General features: G+C 62.7%; 13 protein-coding genes. 5 read left to right on the forward strand and 8 right to left on the reverse strand.

Features of this window, described 5'->3' with window-relative positions; genetic code table 11:
* Positions 1-7 precede the first annotated feature (7 nt).
* Positions 8-3,280 carry an amidohydrolase family protein gene (locus EK373_RS17550; RefSeq protein ID WP_129645024.1) on the forward strand — a complete coding sequence of 1,091 codons (3,273 nt, stop codon included), beginning with the start codon at positions 8-10 and terminating at the stop codon, positions 3,278-3,280.
* Positions 3,281-3,288: 8 nt separating this feature from the next.
* Here EK373_RS17550 and EK373_RS17555 read toward each other — a convergent pair whose 3' ends face one another.
* Positions 3,289-3,657 carry a LysR family transcriptional regulator gene (locus tag EK373_RS17555; protein ID WP_129645025.1) on the reverse strand — a complete coding sequence of 123 codons (369 nt, stop codon included), beginning with the start codon at positions 3,655-3,657 and terminating at the stop codon, positions 3,289-3,291.
* 182 nt (positions 3,658-3,839) lie between these two features.
* On the opposite strand from EK373_RS17555, the gene EK373_RS17560 reads away from it, so the two are divergent.
* The 3 genes from EK373_RS17560 to EK373_RS17570 all read left to right on the forward strand — a co-directional run bounded on the left by EK373_RS17560 (position 3,840) and on the right by EK373_RS17570 (position 7,890).
* Positions 3,840-4,499, forward strand: coding sequence for a methylamine utilization protein (locus EK373_RS17560; protein WP_129645026.1), 660 nt, complete (start codon positions 3,840-3,842; stop codon positions 4,497-4,499).
* Entirely contained in the window at positions 4,499-5,716 is a 1,218-nt protein-coding gene (locus tag EK373_RS17565; protein ID WP_129645027.1) for a hypothetical protein, read from the forward strand. Before EK373_RS17560 ends, EK373_RS17565 begins: the two co-directional genes overlap by 1 nt.
* A gap of 89 nt (positions 5,717-5,805) precedes the next feature.
* Positions 5,806-7,890: a PAS domain S-box protein gene (locus EK373_RS17570; RefSeq protein WP_198683401.1), complete on the forward strand. Its 2,085-nt coding sequence runs from the start codon at positions 5,806-5,808 to the stop codon at positions 7,888-7,890.
* Positions 7,891-7,894: 4 nt separating this feature from the next.
* Here the strand turns inward: EK373_RS17570 and EK373_RS17575 are convergent, their stop codons facing one another.
* The gene (locus tag EK373_RS17575) at positions 7,895-9,022 is read right to left on the reverse strand and encodes a glycoside hydrolase family 88/105 protein (protein WP_129645029.1); all 1,128 of its coding nucleotides are present in this window, start codon (positions 9,020-9,022) and stop codon (positions 7,895-7,897) included.
* Positions 9,023-9,098: 76 nt separating this feature from the next.
* Entirely contained in the window at positions 9,099-10,580 is a 1,482-nt protein-coding gene (locus tag EK373_RS17580) for an FAD-dependent monooxygenase (protein ID WP_129645030.1), read from the reverse strand.
* 240 nt (positions 10,581-10,820) lie between these two features.
* Between EK373_RS17580 and EK373_RS17585 the strand changes: the two genes are divergently transcribed.
* On the forward strand, positions 10,821-12,158 hold the full coding sequence (locus tag EK373_RS17585; RefSeq protein ID WP_129645031.1) for an MFS transporter: 1,338 nt from the start codon (positions 10,821-10,823) through the stop codon (positions 12,156-12,158).
* Here the strand turns inward: EK373_RS17585 and EK373_RS17590 are convergent.
* The 5 genes from EK373_RS17590 to EK373_RS17610 form a co-directional block, all read right to left on the reverse strand.
* Positions 12,078-12,755: an exopolysaccharide biosynthesis protein gene (locus EK373_RS17590; RefSeq protein ID WP_198683402.1), complete on the reverse strand. Its 678-nt coding sequence runs from the start codon at positions 12,753-12,755 to the stop codon at positions 12,078-12,080. The genes EK373_RS17585 and EK373_RS17590 overlap by 81 nt on opposite strands.
* Positions 12,756-12,776: 21 nt before the next feature.
* A complete protein-coding gene (locus EK373_RS17595; RefSeq protein ID WP_129645032.1) occupies positions 12,777-15,926 on the reverse strand; it encodes a CusA/CzcA family heavy metal efflux RND transporter in 3,150 nt (1,049 codons plus the stop codon).
* A gap of 10 nt (positions 15,927-15,936) precedes the next feature.
* Positions 15,937-16,869 carry an efflux RND transporter periplasmic adaptor subunit gene (locus EK373_RS17600; RefSeq protein ID WP_129645033.1) on the reverse strand — a complete coding sequence of 311 codons (933 nt, stop codon included), beginning with the start codon at positions 16,867-16,869 and terminating at the stop codon, positions 15,937-15,939.
* Positions 16,870-16,878: 9 nt separating this feature from the next.
* Positions 16,879-18,162, reverse strand: coding sequence for a TolC family protein (locus EK373_RS17605; protein ID WP_129645034.1), 1,284 nt, complete (start codon positions 18,160-18,162; stop codon positions 16,879-16,881).
* Between the two features lie 69 nt (positions 18,163-18,231).
* Positions 18,232-18,603, reverse strand: a complete 372-nt coding sequence (locus EK373_RS17610) for a hypothetical protein (protein ID WP_129645035.1) — start codon at positions 18,601-18,603, stop codon at positions 18,232-18,234.
* Between the last annotated feature and the right edge of the window lie 77 nt (positions 18,604-18,680).

An 18,680-nucleotide genomic window follows, 5' to 3' on the forward strand; every position in this document is an offset into this window, starting at 1 on the left:
CGAATCAATGAAGTCCACGAATCTCTGCTGCAGATTGCTGTTGTCCCTCCTCGCGGCGCCCGCGCTCGCCGAAGCCCCTTGGAACGTCGAAGCTACCGGCCAGCCGTCGTATGACGCCGAGTTCCAGGTCAGCGAAGGCACCTGGATGAGCGTGGCCGTCAGCCCTGACGGCAAGACGCTCGCGTTCGACCTGCTCGGCGACATCTATGTGATGCCGGCGTCCGGTGGCGAAGCCAGGCTGCTGCACGGTGGAGCGGCCATGCAGCGCAATCCGCGCTTCAGTCCCGATGGTCGTCAGCTGCTCTACATCAGCGATGGCGGCGGCAGCGACAACTTCTGGGTCTCGAGCGCCGATGGCTCCAACGCCCGACAAGTGACGAAGGAATCGATCCGCTTGCTGAGCACGCCCGCCTGGAACGGCGACGGCACGCTGGTCGCCGGCGCGCTGCAGTTCGCGACCGAAGAGAAGCATCACGCTGCCGAGCTCCGCATCTACGACTTGCGCGGCGGTAGTGGGCGATTGCTCGTGCCTGCGCCCGACAATGACGAGCCGGTCAACGAGCCGCAGTTCTCGCGCGACGGCCGCTATCTCTACTACACGGAGAAGGTGACGCCATCGAGCCCGTCGCGCGTGTATGTGGATGCGAATCACAGCAACTTCGCCGTGATGCGTCGAGACCTTGCCAGCGGTGAAACCAAGCAACTGATTCGCGGCTTTGGCAGCGCCATCGCTTCGCAACTCTCGCCGAACGATCAGCGCATCGCCTTCGTCCGCCGCGTGCGGGAACAAACCGTGCTGTTTGTTTATGACATTGCCACCGGCAAGCAACTGCCCGTGTTCGCAGGTCTGGATCGGGACGAGCAGGCCGACTACAGCTGGATCGACGGCTATTACCCGCAGTACGGCTGGTTCCCGGACAACCGACACGTCGCGATCTGGGGAAAGGGCAAGCTCTGGAATGTCGACATGGATACTGGCGCGGCGAAGCAAATTCCTTTCAGCGTCCGCTCGCGTCACAAGATCACCGTGCCGCCGCGCTTCACGCACGACCTCGCGCCGAAATCGATAACGGTTCGTGCGATTCGTCAGCTCGCGTATTCGCCCGACGATCGCGTCGTCGTATTCAATGCGCTCGGCCGCTTGTGGCGCAAGCATGACGATGCCAAACCCGCGCGTTTGACTCGTGCGAGTACGTTCGAATTCGAGCCGGCGTTCTCACGCGACGGTCGCACGATCGCTTATGTCGACTGGAATGATGAGAGTGGTAGTCGGCTGATGATCGTGAGCGCGCAAGGCGGCGCGCCGAAGACCATTTACAGCACCGCGGGCGTGTTGCGCGTGCCTTCCTTCTCGCCCGACGGCAACCGTATCGTGTTCAACATCGATGCAGGCGATCGCTGCCTCGGCGGTCGCGAGGCCAGAATCGGTTTGTATTGGATCGACGCCAGCGGCGGTGAAGCTCACTACATCGGGCCGCCGGGCGATGCGCCCATGTTCTCGCCCGACGGGCAACGCATCTATTACTCGACCAAGAGTTACATCGACCACGCTATGGTTGCCGCGCTGGAAAGCGTGAACCTCGAGGGCTTCGATAAGCGTGTTCACGCGAAGACCTTGGATGCCGACACCTCCGAGCCGCGAGTAAGCCCAGACCTCAACTGGATCGCGTTCCGTCATCGTCAGCAGTACTACGTGACTCGCTATCACCAGACTGGCGAGCCTGTGACGCTGACGACCGGGAGCGACAGCGCCAATCGCGTGACGAGGCTGAGCGATATCGGCGGTTATGCGGTTGTGTGGTCGACGGATTCGAAGCGTTTGCACTGGGCCGTCGGCGATCAATTGGTGACTGCGGCCGTCGCGGACGACGCGGCGGTCAAGCCGCAGTTGCAACGAGTCGCGGCGGGTCTGGAAGCTCAGGTCGATGTCCCTGCAGGCCACGTGGCGTTCACCAACGGACGCATCATCACGATGGCGGGCGATCAGGTCATCGAGCGCGGGACCGTCGTCGTGCGGGGCAATCGCATCGTCGCCGTGGGAGCGGCGGGCGAAGTCACGGTGCCGTCCGGCGCGAAGATCATCGATGCGGCCGGCAAGACGGTGATGCCAGGCCTGTTCGACATGCACGGCCACATCAACAACTGCTACTACACATCTTCGGGTCTGATGCCGCAACGTCAGTCGGCCCGATACGCCGATCTCGCCTTCGGTGTGACGACCAACTACGATCCGTACAGTCTGGAGTTGCCTTCCTACACTCAGACCGAGATGACGTTGACCGGCGATATGGTCGGTCCGCGTTCCATCGAGTCAGGGCTGATTGCGTTCGGCCGCATCGCCAAGGTGGACAGCGGCTACGTGCCGATTCTCAGCTATCAGGACGCGCGGGATTTCATGGCGCGCAAGCGGGCGCTCGGCGGCACGATCGTGAAAAGCTATCGCCAGCCCATGCGCAGCCAGCGGCAGATGCTCATCAAGGCCGGTCGCGAGGCCGGCGTCATGGTGGACGTGGAAGGCGAGAGCAATTTCTACCTCGATCTCACCGCCGTGATCGATGGCAACACCAATCAGCAGCACAATCTGCCGGTCGCGAACTACTACGATGACGTGGTGCAGCTGTTCAAGCACGGGCAGACGCCGCACACGCCGACGCTGATCATGCTCAATGGCGAGTTGCTGGGCGAGAACTTCATCTACCAAAACCAGCGCGTGTGGGAGGATCCGAAGGTGCGCACGTTCGTGCAGGTGGTCACCAGCGGCTACAGCCCGCTGAGCACGCCTCACTATGCGCCGCCGTACGTGCGCGGCATGACTTCCATCAAGGTCGCCGACGAGTTGTGGGACGTGGGCTATCGCTCGGTGTCACGCTCGGTGAAGAAGCTCGATGACGCAGGCGTGATCGTCAATGCCGGCTCGCACGGTCACGTGATCGGCCTCGCGTTGCACTGGGAGATGTGGCTGCTCGCACAGGGCGGCATGAGCAATTTGAACGTACTGCGCTCGGCAACGTTGAATGGCGCTCGCACGCACGGGTTGGAGCAGCAGTTGGGCTCGCTGGAGCCGGGCAAGCTCGCCGACATCATCGTGCTCGACAAGAACCCGCTCGAGGATATCCAGAACAGCAACAGCGTCCGCTACACCATGGTCAACGGGCGCCTGTACGACGCGAACACCATGAATGAGATCGGCAACTACGACAAGCCACGAGGCAAGTTCTTCTGGGAAGCGAACCGCCCGGCGAACGACATCGACTGGGAGAAGTCGTGGGCCGAGCAGTAGCGGCCAGCTCAGGATTGAGAATGACTGCCGCGCTTGATCAAGTCGACCGTGGCGCGGGCGATGAGATCCAGCGCACTGGCAATGTCGCGGTGATAACGGACGCCGTCTTCGGTCAGCACGCTGCCGGCCGGGGTTCTTTGAATCAACTTGGTCCCGGTCCAGACTTCGATGGCGCGCAAATGCCGGCTGACCACGGCGTGGTCTCGACATAAGTACTGCGCCGCCTTACGCACACCGCCGAAGCGGGCGATGGCATCGAAAGCCCGCAACGTCTCGAAGGGCGGAAGGGCTCGCCGCGACAGCAACTGGGCGGCGGAGTCGCTGGACTGGGCAGTCTCATGAGTGCTGGCGGGAGCACTGCTGGAAGCGGTTGGCACGGATCACCTCACCCCGTAGGGCACTGCTGAAGCCTCCATGAATTATTCGCGGAGCGTTGCCGACAGCTGCGTATCCGTCGGCTGCATGGTGCCGATTCGTCACCTCTCGCGCAAGGCTGCCGACGTTGATTTTGTGCGGTGGGGCATGCCATGCGCTCATGCCCGCGGGCACAATCCGGCCCGTGAGATTGCCGTCGCATCACATTGAAGTACTACTTCTGCTGGGTCTGGCGCTATGCACCCAGGCAGCGTCGGCTGCCGATCTCACCGTCCGTGTGAGTGATGTCCAGGGTCGTCCGGCCCACAATGTAGTTGTCGTGGCAACACCGAAGGCAGCGGTGAGCGCGCCGGGGCGGCCGGCCATGGCCGAGATGGACCAGATCGACCGACAGTTCTCGCCTTATGTGCTCGCCATCCACACCGGCACGCCGGTGCTGTTTGCCAACAACGATTCGGTTGCGCACCAGGTGTATTCGTTCTCGCCGCCTAAACGCTTCGAGCTGGCGTTGTATCACGGCAGGCCGCGCGAGCCGGTGGTGTTCGACCGGCCGGGCATCGTGACGGTCGGTTGCAACATCCACGACAACATGGTGGGTTATCTCTACGTCACCGATGCGCCCTGGTTCGGCACGACGGGCGATGACGGCGTCTGGACAGGGCGCGATCTGCCTGCCGGCGAGTACGAATTGCAGGTATGGACGCCACTGCTGCCTCCGCACGAGTGGCTGCACACTCAGAGCATCGCGCTCGGTGACCAAGCGACTCGCGCGTCTTTCAAACTAAAACGCGCACTGCGGCCCGAGCCTGTGCCGATCAAAGACAAGCGAGTGCGAGACTACTGATGCGCCTGTCGTCTCTCGCACTTGCGGTCTCGATGTGGATGCTCGGTCAGTCCGCACTGGCGCACGAAATCACAGCGCAGATCGATCTGCGCGCGGTCGTGGTCGATTCGCCGCTGGATTCGTTTACCGAAGGTGGCACCGGTCAGTTGCGTTTCGGTGGCGACGACGACGGCTTGCGGCTCGGTGCGGTGATGATCGATGCGGCCGGCGAGATCGTCGACACGGTCCGCTACGGCGTTACCGCGAGAGCGACCGGTGACGGCGATCGCAATCCCATCGATCTCACCGAAGCGTATCTGGAGTGGCGTCCGTATGCCTCCAGTCCGCTGCGTTGGAAAACTCGGGCAGGTGCGTTCTACGCGCCGATTTCCCTGGAGAATCGCAGCGTCGGTTGGGACAGCCTGTACAGCATCAGCGCGTCGGCCATCAACACCTGGATGGGCGAAGAGTTTCGCACCATCGGTTTGGAAACATCGTTGACTGCGCTCGGTGCGCCGGCGGGGCGCAACTTCGATGTGAGCATCGTCGCATCGGCGTATGGCTGGAACGATCCGGCCGGGATTCTGTTGTTTCAGCGCGGCTGGGGCGTTCACGACCGGCAGACCGCGCTGTTCGGCGAGCTGCCGCGGCCGTTGGTGCAGGACCCGAACATTCCGAACATCGAGTTCTTCGACGAGGTCGACGGTCGCTATGGATACTACGCAGGCGTCGAGACGAGGATTTCCGGCAGCCACGTGCTTCGGGCTCTGCACTACGACAACCGAGGCGACACGGCTGAGGAAGATGCTCGCGAGCCCACCTGGCTGACTCGATTCGATTCATTCGGTGCGCGAGTCGAGTTGCCGCTCGAGATCACCGCCATCGCTCAATACATGCAGGGCGACACCGCGGTCGGTGCAAGTGCCGATGGGCGCGGTTTCATCATCGTCGATTTCGAGTCGTGGTTCGTGTTGATGAGCCAACAGTACGGACGGCATCGCTACACGGCCCGCTACGACCGCATGAACACCGAGACCGTCCGTGGCGCGCGCTTTTTCGATAGCCATCAGGACGCGGATGCCTGGACCGTGGCCTATCTGTTCAGCTTCGATGACCACTGGCAACTGGCGGCCGAGGCCATCCGATTGGCCGGCTCGCTCCGCCAGCGGGCGGAAATCGGCTTGCCCGCCAGAGCGACCGAGCGGCTGCTGCAGCTCGCAGCCCGCTACAGCTTCTAAGGGCCGAGCCGTAAGGAACTTGCCGGCGAGCCTGCCATTGTGTCGTGTGTACTTGCGTGGTGGGGACGTAAATGGCATATGGCACGCCAATGAGAGAAGTGCCTCCCAGAACAGCACCATACGAGTTTCTGCTCGCACTCGATGCAGCGCTCCGCCCGCTGACGGATGCCGCCGAGATCACGCAGGTCGCAGCCCGTCTGGTCAGCCAGTCCATGAAGGTGAGCCGGTGCGCTTACGCCGAGGTCGCGTCCGATCGGAACACGTTCGACATCGTCGGCGATTACAGCGACGGCGTGCCGTCGCTGGTCGGCCATTATCGCCTGTACGAATTCGGCGCCGAGTTTCTGCGACTGGCCCGGTCCGGACAGCCCTTCATCATCGAGGATGTGGAGACGGATCCGCGTACGCAAGGCGAGATCGACAGCTATCGCCGGGCGCAGGTCTGCGCGGGGATTGCCATCCCGCTGCTCAGAGCTGGCCAGCTGTGCTCGGTCATGGCCGTTCACCAGAATCGGCCGCGGCAGTGGCGGCAGGAAGAAGTCGAGCTGTTGCAACTGGTCGCGGGCCGTTGTTGGGAGGCGGTCGAACGGGCGCGCGTGTCGCGCGAACTGTGTGAGGCGAACGAGCGGTTGAAACTGGAGGTGCGTGACCTGAACCGCACCGAAAGGCAATTCGCGCAGCTGGTTGCAGGCGTCACCGACTGTGCGATCTACATGATCGATCGCAAGGGTTATGTCTCCTCGTGGAATCCCGGTGCGGAGCGCATCAAGGGCTACACCGCGGACGAAATCATCGGCCGGCATTTCTCGCAGTTCTATACGATCGAGGATCGCGCCAGCGGCCTGCCGGATCGCTCGCTCAGCTTGGTTGCGACCAAGGGCAAGTTCGAAGGCGAGGGCTGGCGCGTGCGCAAGGACGGCTCGCGCTTCTGGGCCAGCGTACTGATCGATCCGATCCACGGACCCGATGGCCAAGTCCTCGGTTATGCCAAGATCACGCGCGACATGACCGAGCGGCGCCTGATGCAGGAGCAGCTCAATCAAGCGCAGAAGATGGAAGCGATCGGTCAGCTCACCGGCGGTGTCGCGCACGACTTCAACAATCTGCTGACCGTGATCCTTGGAAATCTGGATATAGTTCAGCGGCGCTCGCCTGCCAATGACGAAAGACTGCAGCGTGCGATCGATCATGCGGCCCGAGGCGCCGAGCGTGCCGCTGGGTTGACGCATCAGCTGCTCGCGTTCGCACGCCGCCAGCCGCTCAATCCGAAACCCACGAGCGTCAATCAGCTCGTGACGACGCTGCTCGAGCTGATCCGTCGCACCTTGCCGGAAGCAATCACTGTGCAGTCGCGGCTCAGCGCCGGCGTCGGTCAGGTCAGTGTGGACTCCAATCAAATGGAAAGTGCGCTGTTGAACCTGGCGGTGAATGCGCGCGATGCCATGTCCGGCAAAGGAACGTTGACCATCGCGACCGAGCTGGTGAATGTGAGCGAGGATGAGGCCCTGCGCTTGGGAGACCTGCTGACTGGGCCGCACGCAGTGATCAGCGTGGCGGACACGGGCATCGGCATGTCAGCAGAAGTGATTGCTCGCGCGTTCGATCCGTTCTTCACCACCAAGCCGATCGGGCAGGGCACCGGACTGGGCTTGAGCCAGGTGTTCGGCTTCGTGAAGCAGTCGGGCGGCACGGTGAAGTTGCAGAGCGAGCTTGGCGAAGGCACGACGGTGAAGATTTATCTGCCCCGCGTCGATGTTTCGGCGGAAGCGCGAATGGAGCGACCGGGAGACGAGGTGCCACGGGGCCACTCCAGCGAGACCGTGCTCGTCGTCGAAGACGAGGACGATGTACGCGCTTACAGCATCGAATGTTTGCAGGATCTGGGATTTTCGGTGCTGCAGTCTGCCGATGGGCCGTCAGCACTGCGGCTGATCGCCGCTCACCCCGAGATCCGTTTGCTGCTCACCGATGTGGGCCTGCCTCATATGAGTGGCCGCGAGCTGGCTCAGGAAGTGCGCCGGATGCGCCCCGAGCTGCCGGTGCTGTTCACGACCGGGTATGCGCAGGATGCGATGTTTCAGCAGGGCAAGCTGGAGCGCAACGCCGAGCTGCTGACCAAGCCATTCAATCGCGCGCAGCTCGCGATGCGCGTGCGACATTTGCTCGACGCCTGAGCCGCTACTTATATAAATCGAGCAGTGCCGAGCCCGCCAGCAGAAGCGCGCCGACACCGTAGAACTGCGTATCGGACTGCAAGACCTGATCGGGTCGATCGCTGACTTGCTGCACCCATCCGAGCCGGCCGTCTGCATCCACCGCTTTTTCCAGCGCTTGCCAGCCGCGCAACACGGCTGGCTCATAGGTGTAGCGATCCAACAAGTTGGCGTTGATGCCCCACGCGAGGCCGTAGACGAAGAATCCCGTGCCGCTCGATTCGGGCGGCGTGTTTTCCGGGGCCAGCAGCGAGCTCGGCCAGTAGCCGTCCGGTTTCTGCAATGTTTGCAGCTTGGCGGCCATCTGTTTGAACAGCGTTTCGTAGGCGGGTCGCGCCGGATCGTCCTTCGGCAGGAATGTGAGCACGCGCGCGATTCCAGCGAATACCCAGCCATTGCCACGGCTCCAGAACAACTTGCGACCTTTCTCATCGCGCCGCTCGAAGAAGCGGCTGTCGCGGTAGAACAGATGTTCGTCGCGGTCGTAGAGATAGTCCTGAGTTGCCTTCCACTCCTGGTGAGCAAACTGCGCGTAGCGTGGGTCGTTGGTGAGCTGCGACAGCTCGATCCAGAGGGGCGGCGCCATGAACAGCGCGTCACACCAGCACCATCGATCCCAGCACTGCGTTGCTTCGTGTGCGGCGAGATTGGCTGGCGACGGCGCGGCGATGATGGCGTCAAGCCTGCGCCGCGCGGGCGCGATGGCTTTCGGCCCCGCACCGTGAGTCGATGCCCAAAGATAACTTTGGCCGATGACGTGATCGTCGGCGTGATAGGTCCGGTCCCCGAGGCGCCATTTCTGGCTCCGGCCGTGGCTCAAGATCGCTGCACGGAAGCGCTCCGACTGGCTTCGCTCCGCAAGCGCCGTCAGCCCGACGTAGAAAGCGCCCTGCTGCCAGCTGCGGGCATTGCGTGTTTCCTCACGCATGACTTTGATCGTGCTCGCCGGCTCGAGATGGGCGAGTTGCCAGTCGGCGGCTTTTTCCATGAGCGCGAGCGTTGCGGCGCCGTCGATGGGCTTCGTGTCCGCTGTTGCGAGACTCGCAAACATCATCGCCAGCGCGCCGAGCAGGACGGGGAGGGCGAGGGTCATACGCGCGGCTGCCTTCATTCAGCGCATCCTCAAGTGCGTTCTAGATCTCTGGGTTGAAGCGTGCAAGGCGCGATTGTTACATGCAATCCACCCGGCGGGGCGATCCGAACCAGCGGATCAGCGCCTCGGTAAGTCCAGGCTGATTCGAGCCGCCGACCCAGGCCACATGGCCGTCCGGCCGGATCAACACGGCGCTGGGCGCAGGGACGGCTCCGAGCACTGGCAGCTCCCACGCGCCTTCGTACTTGGCGTCGAGCATCTGAACTCGATCGGTCCACGGGACGATGTCGATTCCGCCGGGGTCCCCAAGGTTGAGAAGCAGCGCTCGGGCCTTGTGGAGCAGGGTGAAGAGCCGGCGTGGTCCCTTCGCGGTTGCCAGATCGAGATCGGGCATACGGCGCCCGAGCAGCGGGTGCCTCTCAGTATCGACCGGCCCGAAGTCGTAATGAATGTCCAGGCCCGCCATCTCCGCAGCCAGGCGTCTGCGCGGCTCGTCCATGCGGAGCAGCTCAGAAACGCGGTCGGTCAATGCCTTGGCGCGATCGTCTGTACGGCGAAGCGCGATTTGCGCCATCGTGTTACGGAGTGCACGGGCCGCGACCGGATGGCGCTCGGCGTGATAGGTATCCAGAAGGGTCGCTGGCGAGGTTTGTTTGATCACTTGGGCCAGCTTCCATCCCAGATTCACCGCGTCCTGCACGCCGATATTCAATCCCTGCCCACCTACCGGCGGATGCACGTGCGCGGCGTCCCCAGCGAGTAGCACGCGTCGCTCGCGATAGGCCGCGGCCTGGCGAGTCATATCGGTAAATCGGGAGATCCAGGTTGGAGTGTGGACTCCGTAATCGGTCCCATACACGGCGATGAGCGCCTGGCGCAGATCGTCCAGCGTCGGCTCGGTGGCGGAATTTAGCTGTGATTCGGTGAGAACGATGCGGACTCGGCCATCCTCCAACTTGCCGATCCCGTGCAGGCCCGCGGCGTCTTGGCGCATTCCCCATTGGGGTTCGTCACGCATGTCGGCCTCGGCGATCAACCAACTCGTCGTGGGATCCCAGCCAGGGAAGTCGATGGCCGCCGCTTTGCGGACCACACTGCGTCCTCCGTCGCAGCCGACCAGATATTGGCTGCGCAGTGTTTCGCCATCAGAGAGCTCCACATCGATGCCGCCGTCGTCTTGTGAGAACCCGATGACTTCGCGTCCGCGGTAGATTGGCACTTTCAGCTCGTCGACCCATTCGGCCATGATGCGCTCGATGTGCGTCTGCCACAGCCCGAGCACATAGTTGTGACGAGTGGGTGCGTCGCTGATATCCAGTGGGACATGGAAGTGCACGGCGTTGTGCTTCTGCCCCTGAGAAACAAACCGCTCCGCGATGCCGCGCTGATCTAGCACCTCGATGCTTCGGGCATGCAGGCCGCCTGCTCGCGAACCAATGATTTCCGGGGTGAGCCGCCGCTCGACGATTGCAACATCGACGTCCGCGAGCGCCAGCTCGCCCGCCAGCATCATGCCAGTCGGACCCGCTCCGACGATCACCACTGCATGCTTGCTCATCGCTACCTCCAGGTTGGACATGGCGGGCGATGCTGGGACAAGCCCCGGGGCTTACGGCAAGACCCCCCGTGCCGTATACTCTGAAAGTGGCCGGGGAGCAGGTCGCATTCCTATATCACGATCGAGCCGCTAGCGAGATCGCCTGCTACATAACTCATCATCCGACCGTTGCACCACGCCGACGTCGCATGCGAACGGTCGGAGCAATGCTCGTAACGTGCTCAGTCGTGGAAATACGTGATGACTCAACCGGCTGACAACAGCATCGGCGGCGCGGCGCTGCGCAGGGTCGCGTGGCGACTGATTCCGTTCTTGGGCGTGCTGTACTTTTTTGCGTTCCTTGACCGGGTGAACGTCGGCTTCGCGGCGCTCACCATGAATGTCGATCTGGGCATCTCAGCGGCCGCCTTTGGCATCGGCTCGGGCATCTTCTTCATCGGTTACATCCTGTGCGAGGTGCCGAGCAACGTGCTGCTCGAGCGTTTCGGCGCGCGCATTTGGATTGCCCGCATCATGATCAGCTGGGGTGTGCTGTCGGCGGCGATGGCGTTCGTACAGGGGCCGAAGAGTTTCTATGCCGTACGCTTCTTGCTCGGCATTGCCGAAGCCGGCTTCTTTCCCGGCATCATTTTCTACTTGACCTGCTGGTTCCCTTCGCAGCATCGAGCCCGGATCATCGCTTTGTTCATGATTGCGCTGCCGCTGTCGAGCGTCATCGGTGCGCCGATCTCGACCTCGCTGCTCGGCATCGAGGCCCTGGGACTCAGGGGCTGGCAGTGGATGTTTCTATTGGAGGCGATCCCGACGATCGTGCTGGGCGTCGCGGTGCTCGCAGTACTTCCGGACCGCCCGGCAGATGCCAGGTGGCTTGGTGACGACGAGAAGCGATGGCTGCAGGCCGAGTTGGCGCGCGAGCATTCCGGCTCCACTCACGGTCATGCCAGCAGCTTGCGCGAGGCGCTGATGCTGCCGCGTGTGTGGCGCAATGGACTGGTGTACTTCTGCATTCTCGTCGGCTTGTACGGGTTCAGTTTCTGGTTGCCGCAGATCATCGCGTCGCTGGGCGGCATGAGCAACGTGCAGGTCGGGCTGCTCACAATGATTCCATATTCACTGGCGTGCATCGCTCTGGTGCTGTGGGGCAGGCATTCGGATGCGACCGAAGAGCGCTCGTGGCACGTCGCGTTGCCGATGCTGCTGGGAGCTGCGGCGCTGACCGTCAGTGGCTGGACCCGCGAGCCCGTCGTTGCGTTCGTGGCGCTGTGTCTGGCGGCTGTGGGTATCTATTCGGGGTTGCCATCGTTCTGGGCGTTGGCGAGTCGAGGCTTGCAGGGCGCCGCGGCTGCGGGCGCCATCGCGCTGATCAATTCGCTCGGAAACTTCGGTGGCTTCCTCGGGCCTGCAGCGATTGGCTTTGCCAAGACCTATACGAACAGCTACGCCGCAAGCCTGCTGTTCATCGCCGTGCTGCTTGCGATCGGTGCGGTGCTGTTGATTTCAGACGCCGGCAAAGTGCTCGAGCGCCAGCAGGATCGCCTTGAGCACGGCGAGCAAGGCGCCCCAGACAATCAACACTGACCCGGCGCCGATCAAGACGCCGAACAATGCTGCCAGCCCATCGTGCTCGATCAACGCGAGCGCAATGATGCACATCGCCGCGGCCGGGAAGATATTGCCCAGGGGAATGGGCAAGAACAGGATGACCGAAAGAATCAGCATCAGCAGGGCGAGCAGGCGCTCCGAAACAGCGGTGACGAGCCAGCTCAGACGCGGCTTCAGCACCCGTTCGATTCGTTTCAGCACGGGCGCGGTTCGACGCACCACCGACGCAAGATCTGCGCGAGCAATCGACCTCGCTGCAATCGCCTTCGGTAGCCAGGGTGTGCGACGACCGTATAACAACTGAAATGACAGGATGATCAGCGGCAGTCCGAGAATGGCGGACGTGCCCGGCGGCGTCGGAACCAGGTTCGGCAGCGCGAATACGAAGATCAATGCGCCAAACGCGCGATCGCCCGCCATGGCCAGCAGGTCTCCGGTGGAGACCCGCTCGCGGCTTTCATCTTCTGCGACTTGAGACAGCAGCTCGGACAGCGCTGAGTGGCGACTGCCCGTGCGCTCCGGAGCGGCGGATTCCATGAGAACGTGGGGCGTAGCAGGGAACTTGGAATCCATAGTCTACTGGATGACGCGGGCTCATGAGTGCGACTCCTGCAGCGTTGGCGCAGGCGCAATTCGCGCTGAGTCGGGCCGATACGCCATGCGGTACAGGCCTGGCAGCACCAGCAGGGTCAGCAGCGTGGACGAGAGAATGCCGCCGATGACGACGGTGGCCAGCGGTCGCTGGACTTCCGCACCCGTGCTCGTGTTCAACGCCATTGGTAGAAAGCCGAGCGCGGCCACCAGGGCGACCATCATGATCGGGCGCAGGCGCATCATCGCGCCTTCTCGGATCGCGTCCTCCAGCCGGGCGCCGGCGGCCAGCCGATCGCGGAATGCGGAAACCATCATTACGCCGGTGAGCACGGCCACGCCTGACAGCGTGATAAAGCCGACGCCGGCAGTGATCGATAGCGGTATATCTCGAAGCCACAGTGCGACGACTCCGCCGGTCAGCGCCAGCGGCACGCCGCTGAACACCAATGCGGCGTCCTTCGAGGAACCGAACGTCATCAACAGCAGCGCGAAAATCATCACGAGCGTCACGGGCACGAGCACCGCGAGTCGCTGCGAGGCGGACTTCAGTTGCTCGAATGTGCCGCCATAGTCGAGCCAGTAACCGGCTGGCAACTCGATCTGTCGTGCGATCTTTTCTCTGGCTTCCGTGACGAAGCCACCGAGGTCGCGGCCGCGCACGTTGGCGGAAACGATCAGGCGACGTTTGCCATTCTCGCGACTGATCTGATTCGGTCCGGGCGCGAGTTCGAGCGAAGCGACTTCGCCGAGCGGCACGTAGCCGCCTTCGGGCAGCGCTATCGGTAGCCGGGACAGATTGGCGATATCCGCACGCAGATGCTCCGGCAGTCGAACCACGATATTGAAACGCTGGTCGCCATCGAAGATCTGGCCAGCTGATTCGCCGCCAGTCGCAGCAGAAAGCACGTCTTGGACGGCTGCGACGTTCAGGCCATAGCGATACAACGCGGCGCGATTGGGTTCGATCGACAGCACGGGCAGGCCGGCCACCTGCTCGACCTTCACACCTTCCGCACCATCGATGCTGTTCAAGACGCGCGCGATGGCGTTACCGGATCGCAACAAGCGATCGAGATCGTCGCCGTAGATCTTGATGCCCAGGTCCGAGCGCACTCCGGAGATCATTTCGTTGAAGCGCAGCTGGATGGGCTGACTGATCTCGAACGCGTTGCCAGGAATCGCGTCGAGTTTCTGCTCGATCTCCTGCACCAGCTCGGCCTTGGTCTTGTCCGGATCCGGCCAATCGCGGCGCTCCTTCAGCATGACGTAACCGTCGGAGATGTTCGGCGGCATCGGATCGGTCGCCACTTCGGCGGTGCCGACCCGGGAGAAATAAGTCTTGACCTCCGGCATCTCCTGCAGCGCCCGTTCCAGCTGGAACTGCATTTCCAGCGATTGAGTGAGACTGGTGCCAGGAATGCGCAATGCCTGAACCGCGAGATCTCCCTCATCCAGATTGGGTATGAACTCCGAGCCCATTCGCGAGCCTAGCCATGCGCAGACACCGACAAAGATCACGGCGCCTGCCAGAATGAACGTGCGGAACTTCAACGCGCCATCGAGAATGGGCTCATAAGCGCGACGCGCGCTCCGCACGATCGCGTTCTCCTTTTCGTCGATCTTGCCGGTCAGGAACAGCGCGACCGCGGCAGGCACGAACGTGAGCGACAGAATGAGCGCGGCGACCAACGCGATGATCACGGTCAACGCCATGGGCTGGAACATCTTTCCTTCGACGCCAGTGAGCGCGAGGATGGGCAGATTGACGAGAATGACGACGAGCACGCTGACGAGGCTCGGTGTGAATACCTCACGCGTCGCCGTGAACACGGTGTGCAGGCGATCATCGAGATCCAACCACCGTCCGACATGATGCTGACGCTGCGCCAGGCGGAGCATGCAGTTCTCGACGATGATCACGGCGCCATCGACGATCAAGCCGAAGTCGAGCGCGCCGAGCGACATCAGGTTGGCGCTGACTTTCGTCTGCACCATGCCGGTGACCAGCATCAGCATGGATAGCGGAATGACCGCAGCCGTCAGCAAGGCCGCACGAACGTTGCCCAGCATCAGCAACAGGACTGCGACGACCAGGATCGCGCCTTCGAGCAGATTCTTCTGCACGGTGGCGATGGTCTTTTCGACCAGGACCGTGCGATCGTAGACTGGATCCGCAGTGACACCCTCGGGCAATGTTCCATTGATCCCGGCGAGTTTTTCCGAGACCGCCTTCGACACCGTGCGGCTGTTCTCCGCGATCAGCATCACCGCCGTTCCCAACACGGTTTCCTCACCGTCGCGTGTTGCCGCGCCGGTTCGCAGCTGCTTACCGTACGCCACCTCCGCAACGTCTCTAACCATGACCGGCACGCCGCCGCGGCGCGTAACGACCATCTGTTCGATGGAAGTAATGTCGGCAACCTGGCCGGGCGAGCGAATCAGATACTGCTCGCCGTTGCGCTCGATATAGCCGGCGCCGACGTTGGCATTGTTCTTTTGGAGTGCGGTGACGATGTCGTCGAACGTCAGGCCGAATGCGAGCAGGCGAGCGGGATCGGGAGTGACGTGATACTCCCGTTCGAAGCCGCCGATCGTATTGACCTCAGTCACGCCCGGCACTTGTCGCAACTGTGGGCGAATCACCCAGTCTTGCAACATACGAAGCGCGGTGGCGTCGTAAGGGCGTCCATCGGGCTGGCGCGCATTCGCGTCGGCGCGCACGGTGTACAGGAATATCTCCCCCAGCCCCGTGGCAATCGGGCCCATCTCGGGCTCGATGCCGTCGGGCAGCTGGCTCCTGGCTTGCTGCAAGCGTTCGTTGATGAGATTGCGTGCGAAGTAGATATCGGTGCCGTCCTCGAAGACGACGGTGACCTGTGACAACCCATATCGTGACAGCGAACGCGTGTACTCCAGGTGCGGCAGGCCCGCGATGGCGACCTCGACCAGGTACGTGATGCGCTGCTCGACTTCGAGCGGTGAGTAGCCCGGCGCCTGAGTATTGATCTGCACCTGGACATTGGTGATGTCGGGCACCGCATCGATCGGCAGGCGCTGATAATTCCAGACGCCGCCCGCGGCTGCGACCAGCACCAGGAACAGAACGACCCAGCGACGGGCAATGGCAAAGCGCAGGATTGAGTCGATCATCGGGCGGCTCCTAGTCGTCGTGCTCGGCAGAGCCTTTGCCCAGCTCCGCTTTGAGGATGAAACTGTTCGCGGCGGCGTAGCGTTCGCCTGCCCGCAGTCCCTCCGTCACTTCGCTCAATTGACCGTCGGCGCGGCCGATGCGTACCGGTCGCGGCTCGAATCCCTGCCTGGCATGGACGAACACAACATTGCTGTTATCCAACGTTTGCAGCGCTTCGTTGCGCACGACCAGCGGCACAGGGTTTTCGCCCAGCGTGACTCGAGCGGAGACATACAGGCCGGGCGCCCAACGTCGATCGGCGTTGTCGAGCAGCACGCGCGCCGTCAATGTTTGGTTGGCACTGCTGCCGAACGGCGCGACGTAGATGATCTTGCCGTCGGCTCTCAGGCCTGTGTCGTTGCTTGCCACTTGGACCGTTTGCCCGACGCGCACCTTTGTCATGTCGCGCGGGAACAGGGAAAGCTCGACCCACACGCTCGATAGGTCTGCGATGGTGAATAGCACCTTCTCTCCAGTCTGTTCGCCCGGATTTGCCTGACGTGCAGTGACGACGCCATTGAGCGGTGCGACGACGGCGTAGCTCTGCAAGCTTTCGTTGCTCTCGACCGTGGCCAATGTTTCACCCGCGCGCACGGCATCGCCGACCTTCGCGGTGACGGCGAGAATCACGCCGGGGAAGCGTGCAGCCACGTCCCTGACGCGCTCGGCGTTCGGCGCGATGACGCCATAGACGGGCAATGTCTCGCGGATGGTGGCCGGACCTGCTTCGGCAACTACGATTCCGGCCGCTTGAATCTGCTCGGGCGTCAGCTCGACGTGTCCCGGCTCGCCGTGCTCGTGATGAGCCTCGGCCTTCGTCGACGGCGCTTCCGTGGCAGAGCCTCCGCAACCGCCGAGGGTCCATAGCGCGAGGACCAGCACCCATAGTGATTTCTGATTCATGATGGCAACTCAAGGTGAAGTCGGACGGGTAAGGGCGGCGCTGGTGAGACGTTCGATCTCGGCCAGGATGCGATGAAAGTCGGCAGCAGCGTCGATGGCCGCGGCCTGCACCGCGAGCAGCTCTTCCTGCACGGTGATCAACTCCAGGAAAGAAAAGCGGCCTCGGTCGTAGCCGCTGCGTGTTTGATCGAGAGCGAGTTGCGCTTGGGGCATCGCCTCGTTGCGCAATGTGTCGACGCGAGCGCGGTCGGTGTTCATCTCCTGATACAGAGCGAGCAGGCTCGCACGAGCTTTGACGCGAGCAGCATTCCGTAGCGCGTCCGTTTGATCGAGGCGGATCTGTGCTTCGCGAATCGCGCCTTGGTTCTTGTCGAAGATCGGCAAAGGCATGGAGAAGCCGGCGACGAGAGCGGCGTCGTCGGTCTGTTCGAAACGTCGTACACCGAGGCTGAACGTGAGATTCGGCCGAGCCCGGACTCGCGCCAGTCGCAGCTCCGCTGCACGCAGACGTGCTTCCGAAGCGAACCGGATGAAGTCCGGTGACTCCTCCAGGCGATCCATCAACGCCTGGAAAGATTCCACTGCTCGCAGATCGAACAGCTCCGCTCTGGCCATGGTGAATGCGGGCTCGGGGCTACCCCATGAGGCAGAGAGTGCGTAGCGCGCTGCGCGTAACTCGCTTTCTGCTTGGCGCTGTTCGATGACAGCCCGCGTCAGCGCGACACGCGCGCGGCTGCGTTCTGCTTCCGGAGATCGTCCGGCTTCGACGCGAGCGCCGATCGCTTCGAGTGTGCTCTGCGCGAGTGCTGTTGCCTGTATCGCGAAGCGAACGCGTTCCTGGGCGGCGGCCACATCGATGAATCGACTGGTGACGTCCGAAAGAATGTCCAACTCGCGGGCGCGCTGTTCGATGTCGACGAAATCCAGATCCGCCTCGGCGGCGGCGCGACGCAATCCTCGCTTACCGCCCAGCTCGACGACCTGGCTCAGGCTCAGCGTCGTCTCCAGCGAATCGATTCTCTGTGCCGCGCCGCTGCCAGCGAAGTTCTCGAGCTCCACGCCAAATTCAGGATTGGGTCGCAGATCCGCTTGCACGATTCGCGCTTGCGCCGCGCTGAGTTCATACGCGCTCGCCAGCAAGTCGGGATTGCCGCGCATGGCGGCGTCGATCGCTCGGGCTAGCGTGAGCTCGCCATCCGGATTGACTGACTCAGCTTGCGCTTGCGCGTCCGCTGAGCAAACAACAAACAATAGGGCGCACGCAGCACAGGCGCGCGCAAGTGCGAATAACATCGAAAGCCTCCTACAGCACGCGTGCGTTCGCACGCGCGAGGTCACAGGAAATGACTTTGAATCGGAGGTTTAGAGCGGCGGCCCGCGCAGCGGCGGACGCAAGTCGAAGGCAGAGGCGAGATTTGGAATGAGCAGCTGAGCCGGACGGCCCGTGCTCTGCAGAATCGGCAGGAGCAACGCGAGCAGGATACTCGCAAACACGATGATCGGCAGTTCATCTACGCCGATCTTCTTGACCCACGGCGAGACCGAGAGATCTACATCCACGTCGTTGTGCCCGCCGGCCTCGTGATCGCCGGGCGCGTCCTCGACGTGCATGGCTACGGACTGCTGTTGCTGGCCATCCAGGCACAGGTGCAAGTGGGCTTCGCCGACTCGCACCAATAGCAATGCTATGGCGAGCAGCCATAGGAGCCGGGCGATGGGGGAGTGGCGGAGCATGGCAGTAGTATGCCTCAGGAACCGCAGTTTCTCACGACAGCGATGACGGTTGTGACGTTCGTCCCGGGCGAACGCCG

This window comes from Peristeroidobacter agariperforans, from assembly GCF_004138335.1.
GTDB lineage: Bacteria > Pseudomonadota > Gammaproteobacteria > Steroidobacterales > Steroidobacteraceae > Steroidobacter > Steroidobacter agariperforans.